This window comes from Sanguibacter sp. Z6_81, assembly GCF_057180625.1.
In genome coordinates this window covers 929,059-951,314 of record NZ_JBXUFV010000001.1, presented here as the reverse complement: position 1 = coordinate 951,314, position 22,256 = coordinate 929,059, and the positions used below count along the sequence as shown (strand labels likewise).

Below are 22,256 nucleotides of genomic sequence, written 5' to 3'. Positions count from 1 at the left end.
AAGTTGCAGTGCCTCTTATGTCTTTGCCGCACACGGGCCAATGCCCGCGGATCTTGTTCTTCAAGAGTTGACGACGGAACACCGTGACGTACGGCCCCGACAGGCGGGGTCGACTGATCACTCTTGAAGGAGATCACCATGACTGTTGGAACCGTGAAGTGGTTCAACGCCGAAAAGGGCTTCGGCTTTATCGCACCCGAGGACGGCAGCGCCGACGTGTTCGCGCACTACTCCGCGATCGCCTCGAGCGGATACCGTTCCCTCGACGAGAACCAGAAGGTTGAGTTCGACGTCACGCAGGGCCCCAAGGGCCCGCAGGCTGAGAACATCCGCCCCCTCTGATTCTGATTCGCTGATCACGGCGGTCTCGACCACGTGATCGCAATCTGAGTCCTCCACAGATGCCCCGGGCGCCATGCCCGGGGCATTTGTGTATCCTCCGGCTCCACGAAGCCGTACGCCGACCACCCTTGAGCCCGAGCGAAACTCACCGGTTGGCTGAACACGCACCACCCTGCGCTCACCGACTCCCCCCGGAGACTCCATGAGCGCAACGCTCACCCCGCCCAGCCCGTCCGCACAGTCCCCGCGCGTCCGCGCCGTGAGCGACTTCGCGGAGCTCAGCCGCCGTATCCAGGAAGCCGGCCTCATGCGCCGCCGCTACGGGTACTACTGGGCCAAGCTCGTCGGCATGGTCGTCGTCTACGCGGCCCTCATCACCGCGTTCATCATGATCGGTGACTCCTGGTGGCAGCTCGTCACCGCCGTCGTCGCCGCCGTCGTCATGACGCAGGCCGCGTTCCTCGGTCACGACGCAGCGCACCGCCAGATGTTCAAGTCCGGCAAGTGGAACGAGTGGGTCAGCCTCGTCGTCGCGAACCTCTTCGTCGGCCTGAGCTACGGCTGGTGGCAGCACAAGCACACCAAGCACCACGGCAACCCCAACAAGGACACCGTCGACCCCGACATCGACCTCCCCATCCTCGCGTTCACGCACGAGCAGGCCGCCTCGCGCCGCAACCCCGTGACACGCTGGTTCGCCGCGCACCAGGGCTGGTTCTTCTTCCCCCTGCTCCTCCTCGAAGGCCTCGACCTGCACTACCAGGGCCTCAAGCGCGTGCTCGGTCGCGAGCCCATCGCCCGTCGTGGCACCGAGATCCTCTTCCTCGGCTCCCGCCTCGGTGGTTACGTCGCCCTCGTCTTCCTCGTCCTCTCCCCCGGCAAGGCCGTCGCGTTCATGGCGCTGCACCTCGCCCTCTTCGGCCTCTACATGGGCGGGTCCTTCGCGCCCAACCACAAGGGCATGCCGATCGTCCCCAAGGACATGAAGATCGACTTCCTGCGCCGCCAGGTGCTCATGAGCCGCAACGTCACCGGCGGCCGGTTCATCGACGTCGCGCTCGGCGGGCTCAACTACCAGGTGGAGCACCACCTCTTCCCGAGCATGCCGCGCATCAGCCTGCGCCACGCGCAGCCGATCGTCTCGGAGTTCTGCGCCGAGAAGGGCGTGACGTACACCGAGACGGGCCTGTTCCAGAGCTACGGCATCGTCATCCGCTACCTCAACCGCGTCGGCCTCGGTGACCGTGACACGTTCACCTGCCCGCTGGTCGCCGCGTACCGCTGACCTCCGGCCGGACGCCGCCAGCCGCTCGTCCTCACGCACAGACGCCCGTCGCCATCCCTGGCGGCGGGCGTCTGTGCGTCTCGGGCTCTCACTGTGTCTGCAGTCCTGCGCGTCCGCAGCTGTGCGTCTGCGGAGATCCGCTCAGCGGAACTGCGTGAACGACGCCGTCGCGGGGTCGGCCCCCGTGCGGCCGCCCCGCTCGAGGCCGGTCACCCGAGCCATCTCGTCCGAGTCGAGCTCGAACCCGAAGACGTCGAGGTTCGCGACGATGCGCTCCGGGGTGGCGGACTTCGGGATGACGATGTGCCCGCTCTGCACGTGCCACCGCAGGACGACCTGCGCCGGCGTCACGCCGTGGGCCTCGGCGATCGACACGACCTCGGGCGCCCGGAGGTCGTCGCCCCGCCCGAGCGGGCTGTACGCCTCGACCGCCACGGACGCCGCGACGCACGCGTCCGCGAGCTCGGCCTGCTGGAACGTCGGGTGCACCTCGATCTGGTTGACCACCGGGACGACCTCCGTCTCGGAGAGCAACCGGTCGAGGTGCTCGGTGAGGAAGTTCGACACGCCGATGGACCGCACGAGGCCGTCCGCGTAGAGCTTCTCGAACGCCCGCCACGTCTCGACGTACAGGTCCTTGCTCGGCACCGGCCAGTGGATGAGGTACAGGTCGACGTAGTCGAGGCCCAGCTCGGACCGGCTCGCCTCGAACGCCTTGAGCGTCGCGTCGTAGCCCTGGTCCCCGTTGCGGAGCTTCGTCGTGACGAAGACGTCCTCGCGGGCGAGCCCGCTCGCCCGCACCGCTGCGCCGACGCCGGCCTCGTTGTAGTAGCCGGCCGCCGTGTCGATGTGGCGGTACCCGGCCTCGAACGCCGACTCGACGGCGCGCTGCGTGTCCTCCTCGGAGATCTGGAAGGTGCCGAACCCCACCTGAGGGATCTCGACGCCGTTGTTGAGGGTGATGGTGGGAACGTGTGTGCTCATCCGTCTTTCATACCCGACAGGACGCAGGTCCGCCCCGCGGGCGCTCGTCGCGGGCTAGCCTCATGAGTGAACCCGCTCACCGTGCCGTCGACCGTCAGGAGCTCACCGTGACACCCGGCCCCACCACCCCGCAGACCCCGACGAGCGCACCGCTGCGCCCGGGCCCCGAGGTCCGCACCCTGGCAGGCATGGTCCGCGGGGCAGTCGCCCGTGACGGCGTGCACGTCTTCCGGGGGATCCCCTACGCCGCGCCGCCCGTCGGCAACCTCCGGTTCCGTGCGCCCCGGCCCGCCACGCCATGGACGGGCACCCGCACGTGCGTGCACGAGGGCCCCGTCGCACCGCAGCGCCCCGCCCACTCGCCGTGGCGGGTCGGGGCAGACGTCGAGCAGTCCGAGGACTGCCTCACCCTCAGCGTCCTCACCCCGGGCACACCGGCCGCCCCGCACGCCCCGGAGGACCCAGCCGCCGTCGGTGACGCCCGGCCCGTGATCGTCTGGATCCACGGGGGCGGGTTCGTCTCGGGGGCCGGCTCGATGCCCGCCCTGTCGCCCGAGACCCTCGCGGCACGGGGTGACGTCGTCGTCGTCACCGTGAACTACCGCCTGGGGGCGCTCGGGTTCCTCGACTTCTCGCGCTTCTCCTCGCCTCGTCGCACGTTCGACAGCAACGTCGGGCTCCGGGACGTCGTCGCCGCGCTGGAGTGGGTCCGGGACAACGTGGCCGGCTTCGGCGGCGACCCCGGCAACGTCACCCTCATGGGCCACTCCGCCGGGGCGACGGCCGCCACGACCCTCATGTGCGTGCCCAGCGCAGCCGGCCTGTTCCACCGGGTGATCGCCCAGAGCCCGGCCGTCGCGAGCGTCAACGGTCGCGAGCGCGCCGCGGGGTGGGCGAGCGACTTCATCACCTGGCTGCACACGACGGAGAGCCTCGCCGTCGACGCGCTCCTCTCAGCTCCACCGGCGGAGCTCGTCGCCGCCGGGACACGGCTGAGCGCGCTCGCCGCACGGGAGGCCCCGGGCGCACGGTGCATGAGCCCCGTGGTCGACGGCGACTTCCTGCCCGAGCACCCCGCCGACGTCTTCGCGGCCGGGCGTGCGCACCCGGTGCCGTTGCTCGTCGGGTCGACGAAGCACGAGGGCCTCGCCTTCCTCGGACGGCGCCACTCGGAGGTGCCCACGAGCGCCGCGGCGATCGACCTCATGTTCGAGATCACGGACCCCGCGGCCCAGCTGCGCGTCCTGTCCGCCTACCCGGGCTACCCGTCGCCGCGCGCCCGCGCCCAGCTGGGCGGGGACGCGCTCTTCTGGATCCCGGCGGTCCGCGCCGCCCAGGCCCACGCGGCACAGGCACCGACGTTCGTCTACCGCTACGACTTCACGACGCATGCCCTCAACCTCCGCGGGCTCGGCGGTGCGCACGGCACGGACCTGCTCCCCGTGCTCGTCGCGCCGTCCTCGCCGGAGACCCGCTCGGCGACATGGCTGGGCGGCGCCGAGGAGCTCGCTGCGCTGCGCGAGCGGATGCAGGACGAGTGGCTCACCTTCGCCCGTCACGGCGCTCTCGGTGCGCGCTGGCCCGCATACGACTCCGACGACCGCCCGACGATGATCTTCGACTCCCGGGACCGCGTCATCAGCGACCCGGGGCGTGAGCGACGGCGGGCCTGGGAGGGCACCGAGACCTACCGCTGACCCCCGCCGGGCACCCTCGTGGGCCACGTCACACTTTCCTCCTGTGGATCTAGCGACGATGGCCCCGATATGGCTAGAGTTAGCCGCGAAGTTGCAGTGACTCGCACGTCTCACCCGCACCGGCGCGAGCTGGGGTGGTCCTCTTCAGGAGTGGACGACGGCACCGTGACGAGCGGCCCTCACAGGGGGGGTCGTCCGACGTACTCTTGGAGGAGTATCACCATGGCAGTTGGAACCGTGAAGTGGTTCAACGCGGAAAAGGGCTTCGGCTTCATCGCACCCGAGGACGGCAGTGCTGACGTCTTCGCGCACTACTCGGCGATCCAGAGCTCGGGCTACCGCTCGCTGGACGAGAACCAGAAGGTCGAGTTCGACATCACGCAGGGCCCCAAGGGCCCGCAGGCGGAGAACATCCGCCCCATCTGATGCGAGTCACGTCGCTGACGTGATGACCTCCCGAAGGCCCCGGTCGCGTGCGACCGGGGCCTTCGTCGCGTCCGGGCACGGGTTCCACGCGGCTTCGGATGCGGAACGCGGCTGTTCGTCGGATAGTGGCAAGCATGTCTGAGCACTGTGGACCCCTCGAGCTGGTGCTGGTCCGGCACGGTCAGAGCACAGGGAACGTGGCGAGCGCGTCCGCCGACCGTGACGGCCTCCCGCGGATCGCGATCGACCTCCGGGACGCCGACGTCCCCCTGTCCGCCACGGGCGAGCAGCAGGCCCGTGCGCTCGGCCGCTGGTTACGGGACCTGCCCGCGGACGAGTCACCCCAGGCGGTGTGGTCCTCACCGTTCGTGCGCGCGCAGGAGACCGCGCGCCTGGCGCTCGACGAGGCGGGGATGGCGTTGCCCCTGCGGCTCGACGAACGCCTGCGGGACCGGGACCTGGGAGTCCTTGACCGACTGTCGCTCGCGGGGATCCGCGAGGAGTTCCCCGACGAGGCCGAGCGCCGGCAGTGGCACGGGAAGTTCTACTACCGGCCGCCGGGCGGGGAGTCCTGGACGGACGTCGCCCTGCGCGTACGGACGTTCCTCGCCGACCTCGACCGGCTCGGCCCGCAGTCCCCGCGCCGCATCCTCATCACGTGCCACGACGCCGTCATCATGGTGTTCCGGTACGTCTGCGAGGGCATGAACGAGCAGGAGGTCCTCGAGCTCGGACGCACCCGGGGCGTGGCCAACGCCTCGGTCACCCGGCTGCGCCGCGAGGAGGGGGGCGACCCGTTCCGGTGGACCGCTGATCTCGTGAGCGACGAGGACCACCTCACCGAGCACGGCGCCGCGCACACCGACCAGAAGGGCAGCACCGATGTCGCCTGATCCCGCCGCGCCGCAGACCGGCCCCGCTCCGCTCACCCCCGCGCTCCTGCGCGACTGGGGCCTGCCGACGCAGGTGGCGTCCAAGTACGACCGCGGTCAGGTGCTCGTCGTCGGGGGCGCCCGTGGCACGCCCGGCGCGGTCCTCCTCGCGGGGGTGGCCGCCCTGCGGGTCGGGGCGGGCCGGCTGACGATGGCTGTCGCGGAGTCCGTCGCTCCGGCGTTGGCTGTCGCGGTCCCGGAGGCCGGCGTGGTCGGTCTGGCGGAGACGAGCTCCGGCAGCGTCCGGGGGTCCGGTGGCGACGTGCTCGCCGACAGTCTCGGCTCGTCCGACGTCGTCGTCGTCGGTCCGGGTCTCGACGACCCCGAGGAGGCGGTGGCTCTGCTCGAGACGGTCCTGCCGCTCCTGGGCGAGCAGACCCGCGTGGTCCTCGACGCGTTCGCGCTCGGGGTGCTCCCGCGGGTGCGCGACGCGGCGAGCGGACTGCGCGGGCGCCTCATCCTCACCCCCAACCCGTCCGAGGCCGCTCGTCTCCTCGAGGAGGAGGACGCCGACCTCGACGACCCCGCCGCCCTGCACCGCGCGCTGCGCGGCGTGGCGGACGGCTACGGCGCGGTCGTCTCGTGCCAGGGCCTCGTCGTCCCCCCGGAGGGCGCCGGGTGGGAGCTGACGACGGGCACCGGCGGGCTCGCGACGTCGGGCTCCGGCGACGTCCTCGCCGGAGCCGTCGCGGGCATCTGCGCGCGCGGGGTCGCTCCCGACCGTGCGACGGCGTGGGGCACCCACGCGCACGCCGTCGCGGGCGACAGACTCACCTCGGCGGTGGGCGCGTTCGGCTACCTCGCCCGCGAGCTCGCGGACGAGCTGCCGAAGGTCGTCGCCGAGCTGTCGACCTGACGGGTGCTCCCTCAGCCGTGGCGCTCGGCGTCGGTCCCGTGCTCCGCCAGGGGGTTGACCGCGGGACCCTCGAGCACGACGCCGTCGGGCGCGAAGCGCGAACCGTGCAGCGGGCAGTCCCACGTCCGCTCCGCGTCGTTCCAGGAGACGATCCCCCCGAGGTGCGGGCAGGTCGCCGAGCGCCGGTAGGTGCGGCCCTCGATCGTGCACACGGCGACCTGCGTGGCGCCGTCGCGCTCGATGCGCCCCTCGCCCTCGTCGGGGTCGCCCTTCGCACCCTCGACGGGCACGACACCCGGGATCGCCGCCTTGAGCCGGTCGGCGACCATCCGCACACCGACACCCGCGTTGATGCGGGCCCCCTCGAGGGCGCCGCTGAGGTCGTGGCTGCTCCAGCTGCGGAAGGCCTCCGCCCACGGCATGGAGCCACGCTCCGCGTCGCCCAGGACCGTCTCGCTCAGGGCGAGGCTTGCCGCGACCGCGTTGGTCATTCCCCACTTGTTGTACCCGGTGGCCACGAGGATCGAGTCGTCGCCCGGCGTGATCGGGCCGACGAACGGTAGGTGCGAGACGGGCTTGTAGTCCTGCGCGGACCACTGGTGGGTCAGCTCAGCACCCGGGAAGCGCTCCTGCGTCCACCGCACGAGGTCCTCGACCTGGGCCCGGGTGTGGGTCTCGCGGCCCACGACATGGCCGTTGCCGCCGACGAGCAGGAGGTCCCCGTCTGGGCCCGGGTAGGTGCGCAACGAACGGGTGGGGCCGTCCGCGGAGAGGTACATGCCCTGCGGGATCACTCCCGGGACCCGGAAGGACAACGCGTAGGAGCGCATCGGCTCGAGCTGGGCGAAGAAGCCGCCCCGGTCGAGCATCGGTATGCCTGTCGCGAGCACCACCCTGCCAGCGGTCACCGTCAGCGGCTCGGTCGCCAGGCCCTGCGCCCCGCGCTCGACACGCAGGGTGTGCGGAGCTCCGGCGTCGACGCCCATGACGCGGCACGCCTCGAAGACGGCCACGCCGCGCTCGGTGAGCTCCGCGGAGAGTGCGTCGAGCACCTCCATGGGGTGGAACTGCGCCTGGTCCGCCAGGACGATCCCGCCCTCGTTGTCGTACTCGAGACCGACGTCGTCGCGCCACTGGACCGGCAGCCCGAGCCGCTCGGCAGCCTCCAGCTCCGCACGCACGGAGCGCACGCCCCTGTCGGTGACCGCGTACGTGACCGCGTGCCGGCGCTGGTAGGCCACACCGTGGCTGTCGAGGTAGCGCAGCAGCCAGGACTGCGCCTCGCGGTTGCCCTCGAGGTAGTGCCCGACGGTCTCCTCGTCGTGCCGGGAGAGCAGGTCGGAGTAGGTGGTCCCCTGCAGGAGCGACAGCTTCGCCGTCGTGTTGCCGGTCGTCACCGCTCCTGCGTGCCGCGCCTCGAGCACGACGACGGAGCAGCCGCCACGCGCGAGGAGCACGGCGGTCGTCAACCCGGTGAGACCGGCACCGACGACGGCGACGTCGTAGTGGGACCCGCTGACGAGCGGGTCGAGGAGCTGGTTCGACGGCGGTGTCGATCGCGCTGACCGGTCGAGCCACAACGAGGTGGTGTCCAGGAGAGTCATACCTCGATGATGCGCAACGCTCACGCGATCCGCGCGGTGAACGTCACGCGGTCCCGGTGGCGCCCTGCGTGACCGGCGCGCCACCGACGCCTGCCGCGGTTCGGGTCGGGTCGGGTCGGGGAGCAGGCTGATCGCTCATGGGCGCCGGGCGCCGGTCGATAGGACTGGATGAGGACGGCCGCTGGGATGCGGCTGCACACGGGCCACGGATCGGCCGCACCAGCGATACGAGGGCACAGTGAGCGGCATCGAGGCGATCACCTCGCGGATCCTGGACATCCGGTCCACCATCGGGGCCCTGGCCGGCCCGCGGACCGCGACGGGCGCGATGGGCCTGGTCGGCACCGCGTCGACCAGCGCCGCGTCGGCAGCGTCGGGCGCCGGCACGTTCAGCTCCGCCCTCGCCCAGGCCGTCGGCTCCGTCGCCCCCACCGGCGGCACGACCGGGGCCGCGCCCACGAGCGCAGCACCCCGGCTCAACGCCGACGGCGTGCCCGAGGACCTCGCGGTGTACGGGAACGGGAAGGTCCCGCGGGAGGCGCTCACCGAGATCGGGGGGACCGGTCACCGGCTCTGGGCACCCGCCGCGTCGTCGTTCGACGGGTTGCTCGCGGCCGCGAAGGCCGACGGCGTGACCATCGGGATCACCGACTCCTACCGCACCTACGAGAGTCAGGTGGATCTCGTCGCACGCAAGGGCCTCTACTCGGAGGGCGGGCTCGCTGCCAAGCCCGGGACGAGCAACCACGGGTGGGGTCTGAGCGTCGACCTCGGGCTCGACTCCAAGGCCCTCGCCTGGATGCGTGCCAACGGGGCGGCGCACGGGTTCGTCGAGGACGTCCCACGGGAGCCGTGGCACTGGACGTTCCAGGGATGACCGAGCGGATGAAACGTGCGCGGCCGCCCGGTGGAAGTCCGGACGAACACCCACAAGTTCATCCATGGGGAGTTCTCCCCATACGTGTTCACCCGCGCACACCTTGAAGCGGTTCGGACCAGCGTCCTACTGTCACAGAGTGATCAGCCCGAAGCTCGACTCCGCCGCAACGGCGCCCGCGACGCTCCTCTCCTTGCGCCGCTCCGGCATGGCTGGCCTGGCGATGGCCCGCCTCACCGGCCGCTTCGAACGCGTCCTCGGCCCGGTCGTGCTGCCGGCTACGGCCCGCCCCGCTCCCGTCCAGCGGACCGCGGCCACACCGAGCCTTCTGCGCGCCTGAGCAACTGCGCCGGGCACTGCGCCGGCGGGGTCTACCCCCGGGGCTCGCTGCCCTCGCCCGGGACCTTCCCACTGTTCTCCCGGATCTCGCGTCCCTTCTCGATGTCCTTCTCCGCCTTGGCCGCCTTCTTCTCGCTCGCCGTCGTGTCACGGGGCGGGAGCTGGATGAGCTTCTCCGCCTTGATCCCGGCCTCGAGCTCACGCCCACGCTCGATCTCGGCGTCGAGCTCCGCGCCGAAGAGCAGCGCAAGGTTGCTGATCCACACCCACAGGAGGAAGACGATGACTCCGGCCAGTGCGCCGTACGTGGCGTCGTAGTTCGAGAAGTTCGCGACGTAGAACGCGAACCCGGCCGAGGCGATCGCCCACACGAGGATCGCGATGATCGCGCCGAGGCTGATCCAGCGGAACTTCGGCTGCTTCACGTTGGGCGTGCCGTAGTAGAGCATCGCGATGACGACGACGACGAGCACGAGGACGGCGGGCCACTTGGCGATGTTCCACACCGTCACGGCCGTGTCGCTCAGGCCGAGCAGCCCGCCGATGCTGCTGGCGACAGGACCGGAGGCGACGAGCATGAACGCGATCGCCGCGACGAGGACGAGCAGGATCGTCGTGAGGAGCAGCATCATGGGACGCAGCTTCCAGATCGGTCGGCCCTCGTCGATCTCGTAGATGCGGTTCATCCCGCGGCTGAAGGCGTTGACGAAGCCGGATGCCGACCACAGGGCTCCCGCGAGTCCGACGACGAGCGCGAACCCGGAGGCGGAGGACTGCGTGACCTGCTCGATGAGCGGCTGGATGCCGCTGAGCATGTCGGGCGGCACGTACCCCTCGAGGTCACCGATGATCTCGTCCGTGTTGCCCACGAGCCCGAGGATGGACACCAGGGCGAGGAGCGCGGGCGCGACCGCGAGGACCCCGTAGTACGTGAGCGCTGCGGCGATGTCCGTGCACTGGTCCTTCATGAACTCCCGGACCGTCTTGCCCAGCACGTACGTCCACGACTGCTTGGACATCTCGCGCGGGGAGTCTGGCTTGCGGGGGTCGTCGGGCGCCGGGGCGTTCTTGTCGGGGACCGTCTCGGGGCTGGTCTCGGCGGATCCGGTCATGGGCAGGTCTCCTCGTTCGGCGCGGTGGTCTCGTCCCATCGTGCGACGCGACCGCCCCCGCCGCGAGTCGGGAGACCTAGACGACGCGGGCGAGGAGGAGCGCCGTGTCGTCGTCGAGAGCCCCGCCGACCATGTCCTCCAACAGGGTCTGACCGAGCGTCTCGAAGTCGTGGGAGGCGTGCCGTCCCAGCACGTCGGCGAGGCGCCGCAGACCGTCGAGGATCGTCTCGCCGCGACGCTCGATGAGCCCGTCGGTATAGAGCACGAGCGTGTCACCGGGATGCAGGACCGCGGTGTGGTCGTGGCGGGTGATCGTCGGCAGGATGCCGAGCATGAGGTCGTTGCGCTCGCGCAGCACCTCCACCGAGCCGTCGGCCCGCAGGATCGCCGGCGGCGGGTGACCCGCGCTGGACCACTCGAGCGCATATCCGCCCTCCGCGGTCCGGCGCAACCGCATGGCGATCCCGGTTCCCGTGGCGTTGAGCCCGATCCCCTGGTTGGCCCGGTCGAGGAGCGACAGGACGGCCGACGGTGGCTCGTCGTGCTCCCACGCGAACGCCCGGAGCATCGACCGCAGCTGACCCATGAGGATGGTCGCCTCGAGGTCGTGTCCCGTGACGTCACCGATCATGAGCGCGAGCGAGCCGTCGTCGAGCTCGACCGCGTCGTACCAGTCGCCGCCGACCTGTTCGTCGCGGGCCGCGGGCTCGTACACGGTCGAGAGCTGCAGCCCGAGCACGGTGGGCAGCGGCGTGAGCATCGCGGACTGGAGGCGCTGCGCGACGCTCTGACGCTCGGCGAGGAGCCGGGCGCGGTCGAGCGCCTGCGCGGTGTAGCCGGCGAGGGCAGCCTTGATGGGTGCGGACTGCTCGTTGAACTGGCGCGGCATGTCCCAGACGAGGGCGAGCACGCCGAGCAGCTCCCCGCTCGAGACGAGAGGCAGCAGTGCCCGGCCACCCCCGGCGCCCGGGTCCGCGGACGCGATCGACGGAAACTCCTCCGCCATGTGCGCGAAGTCGCGGTAGAGCGCGGTCTGACGGGTCCGCGCGACGTAGGAGAGCGGACGGTCGTCGTCGATGGACGCATCGATCCACTTCTCGTCGAGCCCGCTGAAGTACTCGCTCTGCGTGGTGTACCGGAGCGTCTGGCCGTCCTCGCTGAGCAGCGCGAGGGCGGTGTGGCGCACGCCCAGCCCGGTCGTGGCGACACGGCCGGCGATCTGCGCGACGTCCTCGACGGTGACGGCGTCCGCGAAGGCGTCGCTGAGGAGCAGGAGCAGCCGGTTCTTCCTGCTGTTCTGCGTCATGACCCGCTGGATCTCGCGCGCCCGCGCGTGCTCGGCCCGCAGCTTGAGCTCGGACGAGCACAGGGCGGCCAGGTCGTCGAGGAACTCGAGATCGTCGGCGCTCCACTCGCGCGGCGCGGTGTCCATGACGCACAGCACCCCGAGACGCTCAGGACCGGGGTCGCCGAGCGGGAAACCGAGGAACGAGGCGACCTGCGCGTCCGGGCCCGTGAGCCGCTCGACGAGCTGCGCGTCCGCGGCGACGTCGGGCACCACGAGCGGTGCGTCACGCGACAGGACGACGGCCCGGAAGCAGTCCCCGAGGTACGGGACGGAGTCAGCCTCCCAGGCGGCGGGCACCGCCCACGACGCGGTCTGCGGAGATCCCGCCTGCGAGTCGAGCGAGACCATGGCGACCGCCACGCCGAGACGAACCCGGGCGAGGCGGGCATACCGGTCACGCATCTCGTCGTCGAGGGACGGACCTAGCAGCGGTTCGAGGTCGTCACTCAGCGGCGGTGGCACGGGCACACGCCGATTATCCACTGTCCGGCGCGATTTTGGCCCCCCGCGTACGGTCGATCTATGAACCGCCTCTCCCGGTCCCTGTCGCCCTACCTCCGCCAGCACGCCGACAACCCCGTCGACTGGTACGCATGGGGCGAGGAGGCGTTCGCCGCCGCGCGGGAGCGTGACGTCCCCGTGCTGCTGTCCGTCGGCTACGCGGCGTGCCACTGGTGCCACGTCATGGCCCACGAGTCGTTCGAGGACGAGGCCACGGCCCGGCAGATGAACGCGGGCTTCGTCAACATCAAGGTGGACCGCGAGGAACGCCCGGACATCGACTCGATCTACATGTCGGCCGTCGTCGCGATGACCCGACAGGGTGGCTGGCCCATGACGGTGTTCCTCACACCCGGCGGGGCACCCTTCTTCGCGGGGACGTACTTCCCGCCCACACCCGTCCAGGGCATGCCGGCATTCCGGCAGGTGCTCGACGCCGTGAGCGTCGCGTGGCGTGACAAGCGCTCGGACCTCGTCGAGCAGGCGGCCGGGCTCGTCGAGCACCTGCGCGCGACGCCCGCAGAGCTGGGGACAGCGACCGGCGCGCCGTCGGCCGACGACCTCGCCGCGGCGGTGCGTGGCCTGGCGGAGCAGCACGACCGCGCGAACGGCGGGTTCGGTGGTGCACCGAAGTTCCCGCCGTCGATGACCCTCGACCAGCTGCTGCGCCACCACGCCCGCACCGGCGATCCGGAGGCTCTCGCCCTCGTCGAGCACACCTGCGAGGCGATGGCGCGCGGTGGCATCTACGACCAGCTCGGCGGCGGGTTCGCCCGGTACTCCGTCGACGCCCGGTGGGTCGTCCCCCACTTCGAGAAGATGCTCTACGACAACGCGCAGCTGCTGCCCGTCTACGCCCACCTCGCCCGCTCGTCCTCGGGCGACGTCGCCCACCTGGCGCGGCGCGTCGCGGCCGAGACCGTGGAGTTCCTGCTCCGCGAGCTGCGGACCGAGCAGGGCGCGTTCGCGTCGTCCCTCGACGCCGACTCCGAGGGCGAGGAGGGACGCTTCTACTCCTGGACGCCGGCCCAGCTCGTCGAGGTCCTCGGGGAGGACGACGGTGCGTGGGCGGCGCAGGTGTTCTCCGTGACGCCGACGGGCAGCTTCGAGCACGGCGCCAGCGTCCTCCAGCTCGTGCGCTCCGACCTCGTCGCGGCCACGGACCCCGGCACGGGCGAACCGGGCGAGGTCCGCCTGGCCCGGGTGCGCGAGGCGCTGCGCACCGCCCGGGAGCACCGGGTCCGTCCCGGACGGGACGACAAGGTCGTCGCCGGGTGGAACGGCATGGCGGTCGGCGGGCTCGCCGAGGCGGGCATGATCCTCGGTCGACCGGACTGGGTGGACGCCGCGCGCGTGGCAGCCGAGCACGTTGTCGGGCTGCACGTCGACGAGAGCACGGGGAACCTCCTGCGGGTCTCGCTCGACGCACGCCTGAGCAACGCCGCGGGCGTCCTCGAGGACTACGGCCTGCTCGCGGACGGCCTGCTCGTCCTCTTCTCCGCGACGGGCGAGCGCCGGTGGTACGACCTCGCTGAACGCCTCCTCGACGTCGTCCTCGAACGCTTCACCCAGGCCGGAGAACCGCAGGAGGACGGCACGCAGGCGCCCGCGGACTTCTTCGACACCGGGCTGGCGTCCGACGACGTCGCACTCATCATCCGGCCAGCGGACCCGGGCGACAACGCGAGCCCGTCGGGACGCTCCGCCGCGGCCGGCGCACTCCTGCGCTTCGCCGCGCTCTCCGGTTCCCACCGGCACCGGGTCGCTGCGGAGGCCGCGTTGAGCGTCTACCCCGTGCTCGCCGGCCGGGCGCCACGCTTCGCGGGGCACGCGCTCTCCGTCGCCGAGGCCCTCGTCGACGGGCCACGTGAGATCGCGATCGTCACACCACAGCTCCCTGCGGGCGCAGGCCCTGACCGGTCACCCGACGACGCGGTCGATGCGCTCCTGCAGGTCGCCTGGGGCACGCCCACCGCCGGTGCCGTGATCGCCGTCGGTCCCGAGGGCTCGGACCACCCGCTGCTCGCGGACCGCCCGGCACCGGTGCCCACGGCATACGTCTGCCGGGGATTCGTCTGCGAGCGCCCGGTCACCGAGCCGGGCGCGCTCGAGATGCTGCTGCACGACGCCCGATGAACGGGCCGAGGGGCTGGCGCGTCGCGGCCACGGGTCCCTCCCGGGACACGGCCGTTTAGCGGTAGCGTGTGCGCGTCGCGGAGGGCGCAGGAGGACGAGGGGGGCCTGCGACCTGGTGACCCAGGACTGCGGAGGAGAGAGACCATGAGCGCGTCTGAGTACTTGGAGCAGTACGCCGTCCGCGCCGCCGCGGCGCTCGGTGCCGACATCGAGGTGAGTGTCACCCTGCGGCCGCACGGTGTGGCGGTCCGCGGCGCGAGCAGCAGTGAGCGCTCCGCCCGGTGCGACCAGGTCGAGACCCAGACGAACGTCGGCCCGTGCCTCTCTGCCATGGACCAGATGGTCGGCCAGGTGGTCCCCGACCTCTCGCAGGAGTCTCGCTGGGAGGCGTGGAGCACCGCCGCGGCCGAGGCGGGCTACCGGTCCGCCCTGGCGATACCCGCACTCGCCCTCACGGACTCACCCGTCTCGCTCAACGTGTACTCCGAGCGGCTCGACCCCTGGTCGCCGACGGTGCTCACCACGGTGGACGCGTACACGCAGCTCCTTGCCCGGACGCTGCGCCTGCGCCTCGAGCTGTCCGAGCTCGAGGAGTCCACGGCGGGAACCTACGCCCAGTACGAGGACGCGGAGATCGTCGAACAGGCCATCGGCGCCCTCATGCACCTCAACAACGTCTCGGCCGGGAGCGCGCGGCGGATCCTCGAGACCCAGGCCGCACAGCGCCAGCGCACGTCACGGGAGATCGCCGAGACCTTGCTCCAGTCGCTCGGCCCCGCCGAGGCTGCATGGGCACGCGCCGCGAACGCCCTCAAGGGCTGACCTCCGCCACCGTCGGCCTCGTCCCGGGCTCGGGGCTCGGGGCTCGTGGCAGCCCACTAAAATGATCGCCGTGATCCTCACCGCCATCCACTCATGACCGCCACGCTCGTCGCCCGCGGCCTGGCCGCCGGGCACGCGGACCGCACGCTCTTCTCCGGCCTCGACCTCGTCGTCGCTCCGGGGGACGTCGTCGGGCTCGTCGGGGCCAACGGCGCCGGCAAGTCGACGCTCCTGGGGCTCCTCGCCGGTGCGCACGAGCCCGCCGCCGGGACGGTCACCGTCTCCCCGGCGCACGCCGTCGTCGGGTGGCTCCCGCAGGAGGTCGAGCGGGTCCCCGGCGAGACCGTCGGGGCGCACCTCGCACGCCGGACCGGCGTCGCGGACGCGCAGGCCGCGCTCGACGCGAGCACCGACGCCCTCACGACGGGGGCGCCGGGGGCGGACGACGCCTACTCGTCGGCGTTCGACCGCTGGATGAGCATCGGGGCCGCAGACCTCGAGGACCGCGCCGGTGCGGTGCTCGCCGGGCTCGGCCTCGACGTCGGGGTCGACCACCTCATGACCGGGCTCTCCGGCGGCCAGGCCGCCCGCGTCGGACTCGCCGCGCTGCTGCTCTCCCGGTTCGACGTGCTGCTCCTCGACGAGCCCACCAACGACCTCGACCTCGACGGGCTCGCCCAGCTCGAGGCGTTCGTACGGTCCCAGCGCACCGGGATCGTCGTCGTCAGCCACGACCGCGAGTTCCTGTCCCGGTGCGTCACCCGCGTCGTCGAGCTCGACCTCGCCCAGCAGCACGTGGGCGTCTACTCCGGCGGGTACGAGGCGTACCTCGAGGAGCGGGCGGTGGCACGCCGGCACGCGCGGGAGAACTACGACGAGTACGCGGACAAGAAGTCCTCGCTGGAGGACCGCGCGCGCATGCAGCGCGGGTGGTCGGACAAGGGCACCCGCAACGCCATGCGCAAGGCGAGCGACGGGGACAAGCACGTGCTGCACGCCAAGCGCGCGGGCTCGGAGAAGCAGGCCGCGAAGGCCCGCCAGACCGACCGGATGATCGAGCGCCTCGACGAGGTGGCGGAGCCGCGCAAGGAGTGGGAGCTGCGGTACGAGATCGCCGCCGCGCCGCGCGGCTCGGCCGTCGTGGCGACCTTGCGCGGCGCCGTCGTGCAGCACCGCGCGTCAGCCGCCGACGACGCGCGGTTCACCCTCGGACCCGTGGACCTCCAGGTGGACGCCGGAGACCGGATCGCCATCACGGGAGCCAACGGATCGGGCAAGACGACCCTGTTGCGCGCCCTGCTCGGCGCCGTGCCGCTCGACGCCGGGACGGCGACGCTCGGGACGAGCGTCGCCGTCGGCGAGGTGGACCAGGCGCGCAACCACCTGGGCGCGGCCGGGGACACCGAGCCGTTGTCCGCCGCGTTCGCCCGGCTCGTGCCGGACTGGCCCACGGACGAGGTGCGCACGCTGCTCGCGAAGTTCGGGCTCCGCGCCCCGCACGTCGTGCGCCCCGTCGCGTCCCTGTCCCCCGGCGAGCGCACCCGCGCCGCGCTGGCGCTCCTGCAGGCCCGCGGCGTCAACCTCCTCGTGCTCGACGAACCGACGAACCACCTCGACCTCCCCGCGATCGAGCAGCTCGAAGCGGCCCTCGACGGCTACACGGGCACCCTCCTGCTCGTCACCCACGACCGCCGCATGCTCGACGCCGTCCGGGTGAACCGGCGCTGGACGGTCGCGGACGGCCAGGTCAGCGAGACGTGACAGGCCGCCGCTCGTACCCTGTGCGGATGGACACCCCGACGCCCCTCACGCGCGCGTCCTGGCGGCTCGCGCTGCTGCTCGCCCTGCCCGGATGCTCCCTGCTGGGCTCGACCGAGCTGGACGAGCGCCCGGAGGTCGGCTCCCACCTCGTGTCGTGGAGCGCGCACGACGAGCCCTCGGCCGTCGACATCACGCTCGACACGACGCTCCTCCTCGCGGACGACACCGCCCGGGACGACTTCCTCGCCGGAGTGCCGGCTGACCTCGATCGCACCGCCGTCCTCGACGTCGACCTCGAGGAGTCGGTGCTCGTCGTCGCGGAGTCTCCGGCCTGCGCCGGGAGCCGCGTCGTCGCCGACGGCGCGACCCTCGAGTGGCAGACGGTGCACCCCGACGGGATCGTCGACTGCTCCCGGCCTGCGCGGACCGTCATCGTGTGGGAGGTCGACCGCGACGCGCTCGCGGATGACCCGTCGTCGATCACGCTGGGACCCGACGGTGACGTACTCGTCGTCGACGACGGCTTCCGCCCCTGCGACCCGGCCGAGGACTGCGGCCCGGAGTTCTGACACACCCTCGCGCCCGCGGACGACGTCCCAGGCTGCACCGCCGGACGTTCGCCCCGAGCCGGGACGAACCGGACGTGCAACGATGGCCCTACCAGCGTGCGCGCAGATGAGGGGACCCCCATGACCGACCTCGCCGACGAAGCCGAGACCCACCTCGCGGCCGCCCGGACCTCCCCGCACGGACGCAGCGCGCAGGTCCTCCTGCACGACGGCGCACTGCGCCAGACGGTCCTCGCCCTCGTCGCGGGCTCCGAGCTCGCGGAGCACAACGCACCCCACGCCGCGAGCCTGCAGGTGCTCACCGGGCAGGTCCAGGTGAGCGGGCTCGAGGAGACGAAGGTCTCCGCAGGACAGCTCGTCCTGCTCACCCACGAGCGGCACGCGGTCCTCGCGCTCGAGGACTCCGCCTTCCTCCTCACGACGGTCACCGGCCAGGGCCGGCGCCCGCTCGAGGCCTGACGGGCCGACGGACCGGGACCGGGTCGACATGGGCGCGGACCTCGACACCGCGACGAGCGCGCCCAGCCCATCGAGCACGCCGAGCGCACCGACGCCCTCCCGGCTCGCCCGCCTGCGGGTCAGCGCGGGGGGCCTCGTGGTCGGTACCGCGTTCGCGGCCCTCGCGATGACGCCGTCGCTGCTCCCCCGGGACTGGCTCTTCCAGGGCGTCGTGTCCGGCCTGTCCGGCGCCGCCGGCTACGGCCTGGGAGCGCTCGTCGCCTGGCTCCTGCGGCACTCCAGCCGGTTCCGTCAGGTCGAGTCCCGCCTCCTCGAGATCCTGCCACCGTGGGTGCCGCGGGTCGCCTGGCGGGTGCTGGTCGTCGCGATCCCCGTCACGCTCGTCCTCATGCTCACGGCCTCCGCCCGGTGGCAGGCGGACATGGCCCGCCTCGTCGGGCTCGACGCGCCCCCGACGAGCCACTGGTTCCTCGCAGGCCCCGTGCTCGTCGTCGTCGCCGCCGCCGTCGTGACCGCCGGGCGTGGAGTGCTCGCCCTCGAACGACGCGTGAGCGCGGCGCTGCACGCACGGCTCGGGCTGCCGACGGGACTCTCGACGATCATCGGCACCATCGTCGCCATAGCCATCGTCGTGACGTTCACGAACGAGGTGCTCCTGCGCTTCGCGCTGACGAACGTCGACTCAGCCTTCAACAGCATCAACCAGCGCACCGAGCCGGACGCCCAGCAGCCGGAGAGCGCCCTGCGGTCCGGGTCGGCGGAGTCGCTCGTCGAGTGGGAGTCCCTGGGCCGGCAGGGGCGCAGCTTCGTCTCCGGCGGGGCGAGCGCCGACGACATCGCCTACGTCGCGGGCGACGACCCGGTCTCCGAGCCCGTCCGCGTGTACGTCGGCATCGAGAGCGCCGACGACGCGCAGGCCCGGGCGGACCTCGCGATCTCGGAGATGGAGCGCACGGGCGCGTTCGACCGGTCGATCGTCGCGGTCGTCACGACCACGGGGAGCGGGTGGGTGGACGCAGCCGCGGCGGACAGCCTCGAGCTCATCCACGCCGGCGACACGGCGATCGTCGCCACCCAGTACTCGTACCTGCCGAGCTGGTTGTCCTTCCTCGTGGACCGCAGCCGGTCGCAGGAGGAGGGCCGGGTGCTCATCGACGCCGTCTCGGGGCACATCGAGGGACTGCCCGAGGACCAGCAGCCTGACCTCGTCGTCTACGGCGAGAGCCTCGGCTCCCAGGGGTCCGAGCACGCCTTCACCTCGCTCGCGGACATCCGCAACCACACCGACGGGGTCGTGTGGACAGGACCGCCCCACTCGAACGACCTGTGGCACGCGCTCGTCGACCGCCGGGACCCCGGGTCCCCCGAGATCGAGCCGATGTACGCGAGCGGGCTCGTCGTCCGGTTCGCTGCGGACGCCCAGGACCTCGCGGAGCCCGAGAATCCGGAGGAGTGGATCGAGCCGCGGGTGGTCTACCTCCAGCACCCCTCCGACCCGGTCGTGTGGTGGTCGCCCGCCCTCATCTTCGACCGCCCCGACTGGCTCGAGGAACCACGCGGCCCGGACGTCACCCCGTCGATGTCCTGGTACCCCGTGGTGACGTTCTGGCAGGTGACCGTCGACATGGCGAACTCGAAGAAGGTCCCCGACGGGCACGGCCACAACTACGGCGAGCTCATCCCGGTGGCGTGGATCGCCGTGACACAGCCCGAGGGGTGGACCGACGCCGACACCGCGCGCCTCCAGGAGGTCCTCGAGTGAGACAGCGGGCGGCCGCGGGCCGTACCACCGCCAACGACGAACGGCTCCATCCGAGAGGATGGAGCCGTTCGTTCTGGTGCGCCCGGAGGGATTCGAACCCCCAACCTTCTGATCCGTAGTCAGATGCTCTATCCGTTGAGCTACGGGCGCAGACCTGGTCGCCGCGCGGGCGACCGTCGAGAACATTACCGCGCAGGTGGGCAGATCCCAAAACGGAGCCGGGTGAGCCGCGCCACGTCGGGCTCCGACCCCGCCCACGGGAGCAGGTGCCGGCGTCCGGCTCCCCCTCGGGGTGGAGCGTGCCCGGCCGCCGACCCCCTCCACCGGGCGACGCGGCCGGGCGCCTGCGACGACGAGGCTAGGGGCATGAACACGACGCAGCCCGTCCTCGCGGCCCGGAACCTCACCCAGGTCTACGGCTCCGAGGCGACGACGACCACCCACGCCCTCGCCGGTGTCGACCTCTCCGTGTACGGAGGTGAGTCGCTGGCGATCATGGGCCCCTCCGGGTCCGGCAAGACGACGCTCCTGCACTGCATCGCGGGGATCCTGCGCCCCACCTCGGGCGCGGTCATGTGGCAGGGGCAGGACATCTCGGCGCTGAGCGACGCCCGGCGCACGGCCCTGCGCCGCACCGACTTCGGCTTCGTCTTCCAGTCCGGCCAGCTCCTGCCGGAGCTGCCCGCCGTCGAGAACGCCGCACTGCCCCTCATGCTCGCCGGCGTGAGCCGGTCGTCGGCGACGGCCACCGCTGCCCAGTGGTTGCGGGACCTCGGGCTCGCCGGGATGGAGGACCGCCGCCCGGGCGAGCTGTCCGGCGGGCAGGCGCAGCGCGTCGCCATCGCGCGGGCCCTCGTCGGCTCCCCGGGGGTGGTGTTCGCGGACGAACCCACGGGCGCCCTCGACCAGACGACGGGCGCCGAGGTCATGGACGTCCTCGCCCGCGCCACCCGCGGGTCCGGGGCCGCCCTCGTCGTCGTCACCCACGACCCCACGGTCGCGCGCTGGTGCTCACGCACCGTGACCATGCGCGACGGCGTCGTCTCGGGCGAGTTCCTCGCTCCCGCCGAGGACGGGGCGCGGCGATGAGCGCGACGTTCGACCTGTGGCGCCTGCTGCGTCACCGGACGGCCGCGAGCGACGACCCGCAGCGCATGACGACGGTCCTCGCGGTCGTCGCGTTCGGGGTGACCACCGCGATCCTGCTCAGCGTCCTCGGCGGGCTCGAGGCGTTCAGCGACCGCTCTGCGGCGAACCCCGGCGACGACACCACCGAGAACTACGTCATCCTCGGGTCGATCGCGGTGGCGCTGCTGAGCATCCCCCTCGTCACGCTCGGCGCGGCGGCCGCCCGCCTTGCCGTCGCCCGCCGGGACACCCGGCTCGCGACCCTGCGGCTCGCGGGCGCCACGACCGGTCAGGTCGCGACACTCACGGTGCTCGACGCCGCGTCCCAGGCGCTCACCGGGGCGGTCGCCGGCATCGCCGGATACCTGGCACTCGTCCCCGTCTTCGCGCAGGTGCGCTTCCAGGGCCGCACGTTCGGCCTGACGGAGCTGTGGGTGGGGCTGGGGAACCTGCTGCTCGCCGTCACCGCGGTCGTTCTCGTCGCGGTGCTGTCGGCGGTCGTCAGCCTGCGGCGGGTGGCTATCACGCCCCTCGGGGTGGTCAACCGGGTGCGGACCGCTCCCCCGACGTGGCTCCGCCTCGTGGTCTGCGTCGGCGCCTTCGGGGCGTTCTCGGTGGCGGTGCAGGTCGGGGGTGCCGGGGTCGGGCTGTTCGTCGTGCTGCTCGTCGTCGCGTTCGCGACGCTCAACCTCGTCGGCCCGTGGGTGGTGTCCTTCGTCGGCCGGATCACCGTGCGCTGCGCCCGGAAGGTGCCCACCCTGCTCGCCGGGCGACGGATGGTCGCCGACCCGAAGTCGGCCTGGCGGTCCGTCGGCGGCGTCGCCCTCGCGACGTTCATCGCGGGGGTCACGAGCGCCGCGGCGCTCGCCACGGAGACCGACGAGTTCACGCGCGACATCGTCACCGGGAGCTACCTCACGCTCGCCATCGTCGCAGTCCTGGCCGCCGTGTCGACGGGCGTCATGCAGGCGGGACGCGTCATCACCCAGCGCGCCGAGTACCGGGCCCTCACGCTGGCCGGCACGGACACGAAGGTGCTCGACGCGGCACGGCTGCGCGAGATCGCGATCCCGCTCGTGGCCGCCGTGGCGGCGACGACGGGCGCCGTCCTCACGGTCCTCGTCCCCGTGATCGGGATGCAGTCGGTGCGCGACCCGTCCGTCGTCACGCAGTTCCTCGGCAGCGTCACGGTGGCCGTCGCGCTCGTCCTCGTCGGCTCCGGTGCGTCCCGGTACGTCGTGCGGGACGTCATGCGGGACGTCGTGCAGGCCTGAGACCGCGCCGCCGCGCCCCGCGGGGGACGACGAAGGCCCCGG

20 protein-coding genes and 1 tRNA gene are annotated in these 22,256 nt (G+C 72.2%); 16 read left to right on the top strand and 5 right to left on the bottom strand.

All coding sequences use genetic code 11. The features are described 5' to 3' along the window. Positions 1-138 precede the first annotated feature (138 nt). The gene (locus AC2AXK_RS04525) at positions 139-342 is read left to right on the top strand and encodes a cold-shock protein (protein WP_042437666.1); all 204 of its coding nucleotides are present in this window, start codon (positions 139-141) and stop codon (positions 340-342) included. A gap of 202 nt (positions 343-544) precedes the next feature. Beyond that, on the top strand, positions 545-1,627 hold the full coding sequence (locus tag AC2AXK_RS04520; RefSeq protein WP_484344138.1) for a fatty acid desaturase family protein: 1,083 nt from the start codon (positions 545-547) through the stop codon (positions 1,625-1,627). A gap of 141 nt (positions 1,628-1,768) precedes the next feature. On the opposite strand, the gene AC2AXK_RS04515 is transcribed toward AC2AXK_RS04520, so the two are convergent. Continuing rightward, a complete protein-coding gene (locus tag AC2AXK_RS04515; protein ID WP_484344137.1) occupies positions 1,769-2,611 on the bottom strand; it encodes an aldo/keto reductase in 843 nt (280 codons plus the stop codon). A gap of 62 nt (positions 2,612-2,673) precedes the next feature. On the opposite strand from AC2AXK_RS04515, the gene AC2AXK_RS04510 reads away from it, so the two are divergent. The 4 genes from AC2AXK_RS04510 (at position 2,674) to AC2AXK_RS04495 (ending at position 6,522) form a co-directional block, all read left to right on the top strand. Further along, entirely contained in the window at positions 2,674-4,308 is a 1,635-nt protein-coding gene (locus AC2AXK_RS04510; protein ID WP_484344136.1) for a carboxylesterase/lipase family protein, read from the top strand. Between the two features lie 222 nt (positions 4,309-4,530). Continuing rightward, entirely contained in the window at positions 4,531-4,734 is a 204-nt protein-coding gene (locus tag AC2AXK_RS04505) for a cold-shock protein (protein WP_066460786.1), read from the top strand. Between the two features lie 134 nt (positions 4,735-4,868). After that, entirely contained in the window at positions 4,869-5,627 is a 759-nt protein-coding gene (locus AC2AXK_RS04500) for a histidine phosphatase family protein (protein ID WP_484344135.1), read from the top strand. After that, the gene (locus tag AC2AXK_RS04495) at positions 5,617-6,522 is read left to right on the top strand and encodes an NAD(P)H-hydrate dehydratase (RefSeq protein WP_484344134.1); all 906 of its coding nucleotides are present in this window, start codon (positions 5,617-5,619) and stop codon (positions 6,520-6,522) included. Before AC2AXK_RS04500 ends, AC2AXK_RS04495 begins: the two co-directional genes overlap by 11 nt. 11 nt (positions 6,523-6,533) lie before the next feature. Here AC2AXK_RS04495 and AC2AXK_RS04490 read toward each other — a convergent pair whose 3' ends face one another. Then, complete coding sequence (locus tag AC2AXK_RS04490) at positions 6,534-8,126, bottom strand: FAD-dependent oxidoreductase (RefSeq protein ID WP_484344133.1); 1,593 nt, start codon at positions 8,124-8,126, stop codon at positions 6,534-6,536. A gap of 238 nt (positions 8,127-8,364) precedes the next feature. Here AC2AXK_RS04490 and AC2AXK_RS04485 point away from each other — a divergent pair, with 238 nt between their 5' ends. Together AC2AXK_RS04485 and AC2AXK_RS04480 are read left to right on the top strand one after the other, a co-directional pair. Beyond that, complete coding sequence (locus AC2AXK_RS04485) at positions 8,365-9,003, top strand: M15 family metallopeptidase (RefSeq protein WP_484344132.1); 639 nt, start codon at positions 8,365-8,367, stop codon at positions 9,001-9,003. A 139-nt stretch (positions 9,004-9,142) separates the two neighbouring features. Then, positions 9,143-9,343 (top strand): hypothetical protein, encoded by a 201-nt coding sequence (locus AC2AXK_RS04480; RefSeq protein ID WP_484344131.1) that lies wholly within the window; start codon positions 9,143-9,145, stop codon positions 9,341-9,343. Positions 9,344-9,374: 31 nt separating this feature from the next. Here the strand turns inward: AC2AXK_RS04480 and AC2AXK_RS04475 are convergent, their stop codons facing one another. Both AC2AXK_RS04475 and AC2AXK_RS04470 read right to left on the bottom strand, forming a co-directional pair. Beyond that, complete coding sequence (locus tag AC2AXK_RS04475) at positions 9,375-10,454, bottom strand: YihY/virulence factor BrkB family protein (RefSeq protein WP_484344130.1); 1,080 nt, start codon at positions 10,452-10,454, stop codon at positions 9,375-9,377. A gap of 76 nt (positions 10,455-10,530) precedes the next feature. After that, the gene (locus tag AC2AXK_RS04470; RefSeq protein ID WP_484344129.1) at positions 10,531-12,270 is read right to left on the bottom strand and encodes a GAF domain-containing SpoIIE family protein phosphatase; all 1,740 of its coding nucleotides are present in this window, start codon (positions 12,268-12,270) and stop codon (positions 10,531-10,533) included. Positions 12,271-12,324: 54 nt separating this feature from the next. Between AC2AXK_RS04470 and AC2AXK_RS04465 the strand changes: the two genes are divergently transcribed. The 6 genes from AC2AXK_RS04465 (at position 12,325) to AC2AXK_RS04440 (ending at position 19,812) form a co-directional block, all read left to right on the top strand. Then, complete coding sequence (locus AC2AXK_RS04465) at positions 12,325-14,439, top strand: thioredoxin domain-containing protein (RefSeq protein ID WP_484344128.1); 2,115 nt, start codon at positions 12,325-12,327, stop codon at positions 14,437-14,439. 144 nt (positions 14,440-14,583) lie between these two features. Then, positions 14,584-15,261: an ANTAR domain-containing protein gene (locus tag AC2AXK_RS04460; RefSeq protein WP_484344127.1), complete on the top strand. Its 678-nt coding sequence runs from the start codon at positions 14,584-14,586 to the stop codon at positions 15,259-15,261. 93 nt (positions 15,262-15,354) lie between these two features. Further along, positions 15,355-17,022, top strand: coding sequence for an ABC-F family ATP-binding cassette domain-containing protein (locus AC2AXK_RS04455; RefSeq protein ID WP_484344126.1), 1,668 nt, complete (start codon positions 15,355-15,357; stop codon positions 17,020-17,022). A gap of 26 nt (positions 17,023-17,048) precedes the next feature. Then, positions 17,049-17,591 carry a hypothetical protein gene (locus AC2AXK_RS04450; RefSeq protein WP_484344125.1) on the top strand — a complete coding sequence of 181 codons (543 nt, stop codon included), beginning with the start codon at positions 17,049-17,051 and terminating at the stop codon, positions 17,589-17,591. A 120-nt stretch (positions 17,592-17,711) separates the two neighbouring features. After that, entirely contained in the window at positions 17,712-18,050 is a 339-nt protein-coding gene (locus AC2AXK_RS04445; protein ID WP_484344124.1) for a cupin domain-containing protein, read from the top strand. A 28-nt stretch (positions 18,051-18,078) separates the two neighbouring features. Then, positions 18,079-19,812: an alpha/beta hydrolase gene (locus tag AC2AXK_RS04440; protein WP_484344123.1), complete on the top strand. Its 1,734-nt coding sequence runs from the start codon at positions 18,079-18,081 to the stop codon at positions 19,810-19,812. A gap of 74 nt (positions 19,813-19,886) precedes the next feature. Here AC2AXK_RS04440 and AC2AXK_RS04435 read toward each other — a convergent pair. Next, positions 19,887-19,962, bottom strand: a tRNA-Arg gene (locus AC2AXK_RS04435). Between the two features lie 216 nt (positions 19,963-20,178). Here AC2AXK_RS04435 and AC2AXK_RS04430 point away from each other — a divergent pair. Further along, on the top strand, positions 20,179-20,901 hold the full coding sequence (locus AC2AXK_RS04430; RefSeq protein ID WP_484344122.1) for an ABC transporter ATP-binding protein: 723 nt from the start codon (positions 20,179-20,181) through the stop codon (positions 20,899-20,901). After that, the gene (locus AC2AXK_RS04425) at positions 20,898-22,214 is read left to right on the top strand and encodes an FtsX-like permease family protein (RefSeq protein WP_484344121.1); all 1,317 of its coding nucleotides are present in this window, start codon (positions 20,898-20,900) and stop codon (positions 22,212-22,214) included. The genes AC2AXK_RS04430 and AC2AXK_RS04425 overlap by 4 nt, the downstream gene beginning before the upstream one ends. The last annotated feature ends 42 nt before the right edge of the window (positions 22,215-22,256 follow it).

Excerpts from the sequence above, each read along its gene's own strand:
- AC2AXK_RS04525 (WP_042437666.1), top strand. The coding sequence starts at position 139 with ATGACTGTTGGAACCGTGAAGTGGTTCAACGCCGAAAAGGGCTTCGGC.
- AC2AXK_RS04520 (WP_484344138.1), top strand. The coding sequence starts at position 545 with ATGAGCGCAACGCTCACCCCGCCCAGCCCGTCCGCACAGTCCCCGCGC.
- AC2AXK_RS04515 (WP_484344137.1), bottom strand. The coding sequence starts at position 2,611 with ATGAGCACACACGTTCCCACCATCACCCTCAACAACGGCGTCGAGATC.
- AC2AXK_RS04510 (WP_484344136.1), top strand. The coding sequence starts at position 2,674 with ATGAGTGAACCCGCTCACCGTGCCGTCGACCGTCAGGAGCTCACCGTG.
- AC2AXK_RS04505 (WP_066460786.1), top strand. The coding sequence starts at position 4,531 with ATGGCAGTTGGAACCGTGAAGTGGTTCAACGCGGAAAAGGGCTTCGGC.
- AC2AXK_RS04500 (WP_484344135.1), top strand. The coding sequence starts at position 4,869 with ATGTCTGAGCACTGTGGACCCCTCGAGCTGGTGCTGGTCCGGCACGGT.
- AC2AXK_RS04495 (WP_484344134.1), top strand. The coding sequence starts at position 5,617 with ATGTCGCCTGATCCCGCCGCGCCGCAGACCGGCCCCGCTCCGCTCACC.
- AC2AXK_RS04490 (WP_484344133.1), bottom strand. The coding sequence starts at position 8,126 with ATGACTCTCCTGGACACCACCTCGTTGTGGCTCGACCGGTCAGCGCGA.
- AC2AXK_RS04475 (WP_484344130.1), bottom strand. The coding sequence starts at position 10,454 with ATGACCGGATCCGCCGAGACCAGCCCCGAGACGGTCCCCGACAAGAAC.
- AC2AXK_RS04465 (WP_484344128.1), top strand. The coding sequence starts at position 12,325 with ATGAACCGCCTCTCCCGGTCCCTGTCGCCCTACCTCCGCCAGCACGCC.
- AC2AXK_RS04460 (WP_484344127.1), top strand. The coding sequence starts at position 14,584 with ATGAGCGCGTCTGAGTACTTGGAGCAGTACGCCGTCCGCGCCGCCGCG.
- AC2AXK_RS04455 (WP_484344126.1), top strand. The coding sequence starts at position 15,355 with ATGACCGCCACGCTCGTCGCCCGCGGCCTGGCCGCCGGGCACGCGGAC.
- AC2AXK_RS04450 (WP_484344125.1), top strand. The coding sequence starts at position 17,049 with ATGGACACCCCGACGCCCCTCACGCGCGCGTCCTGGCGGCTCGCGCTG.
- AC2AXK_RS04445 (WP_484344124.1), top strand. The coding sequence starts at position 17,712 with ATGACCGACCTCGCCGACGAAGCCGAGACCCACCTCGCGGCCGCCCGG.
- AC2AXK_RS04440 (WP_484344123.1), top strand. The coding sequence starts at position 18,079 with ATGGGCGCGGACCTCGACACCGCGACGAGCGCGCCCAGCCCATCGAGC.
- AC2AXK_RS04430 (WP_484344122.1), top strand. The coding sequence starts at position 20,179 with ATGAACACGACGCAGCCCGTCCTCGCGGCCCGGAACCTCACCCAGGTC.
- AC2AXK_RS04425 (WP_484344121.1), top strand. The coding sequence starts at position 20,898 with ATGAGCGCGACGTTCGACCTGTGGCGCCTGCTGCGTCACCGGACGGCC.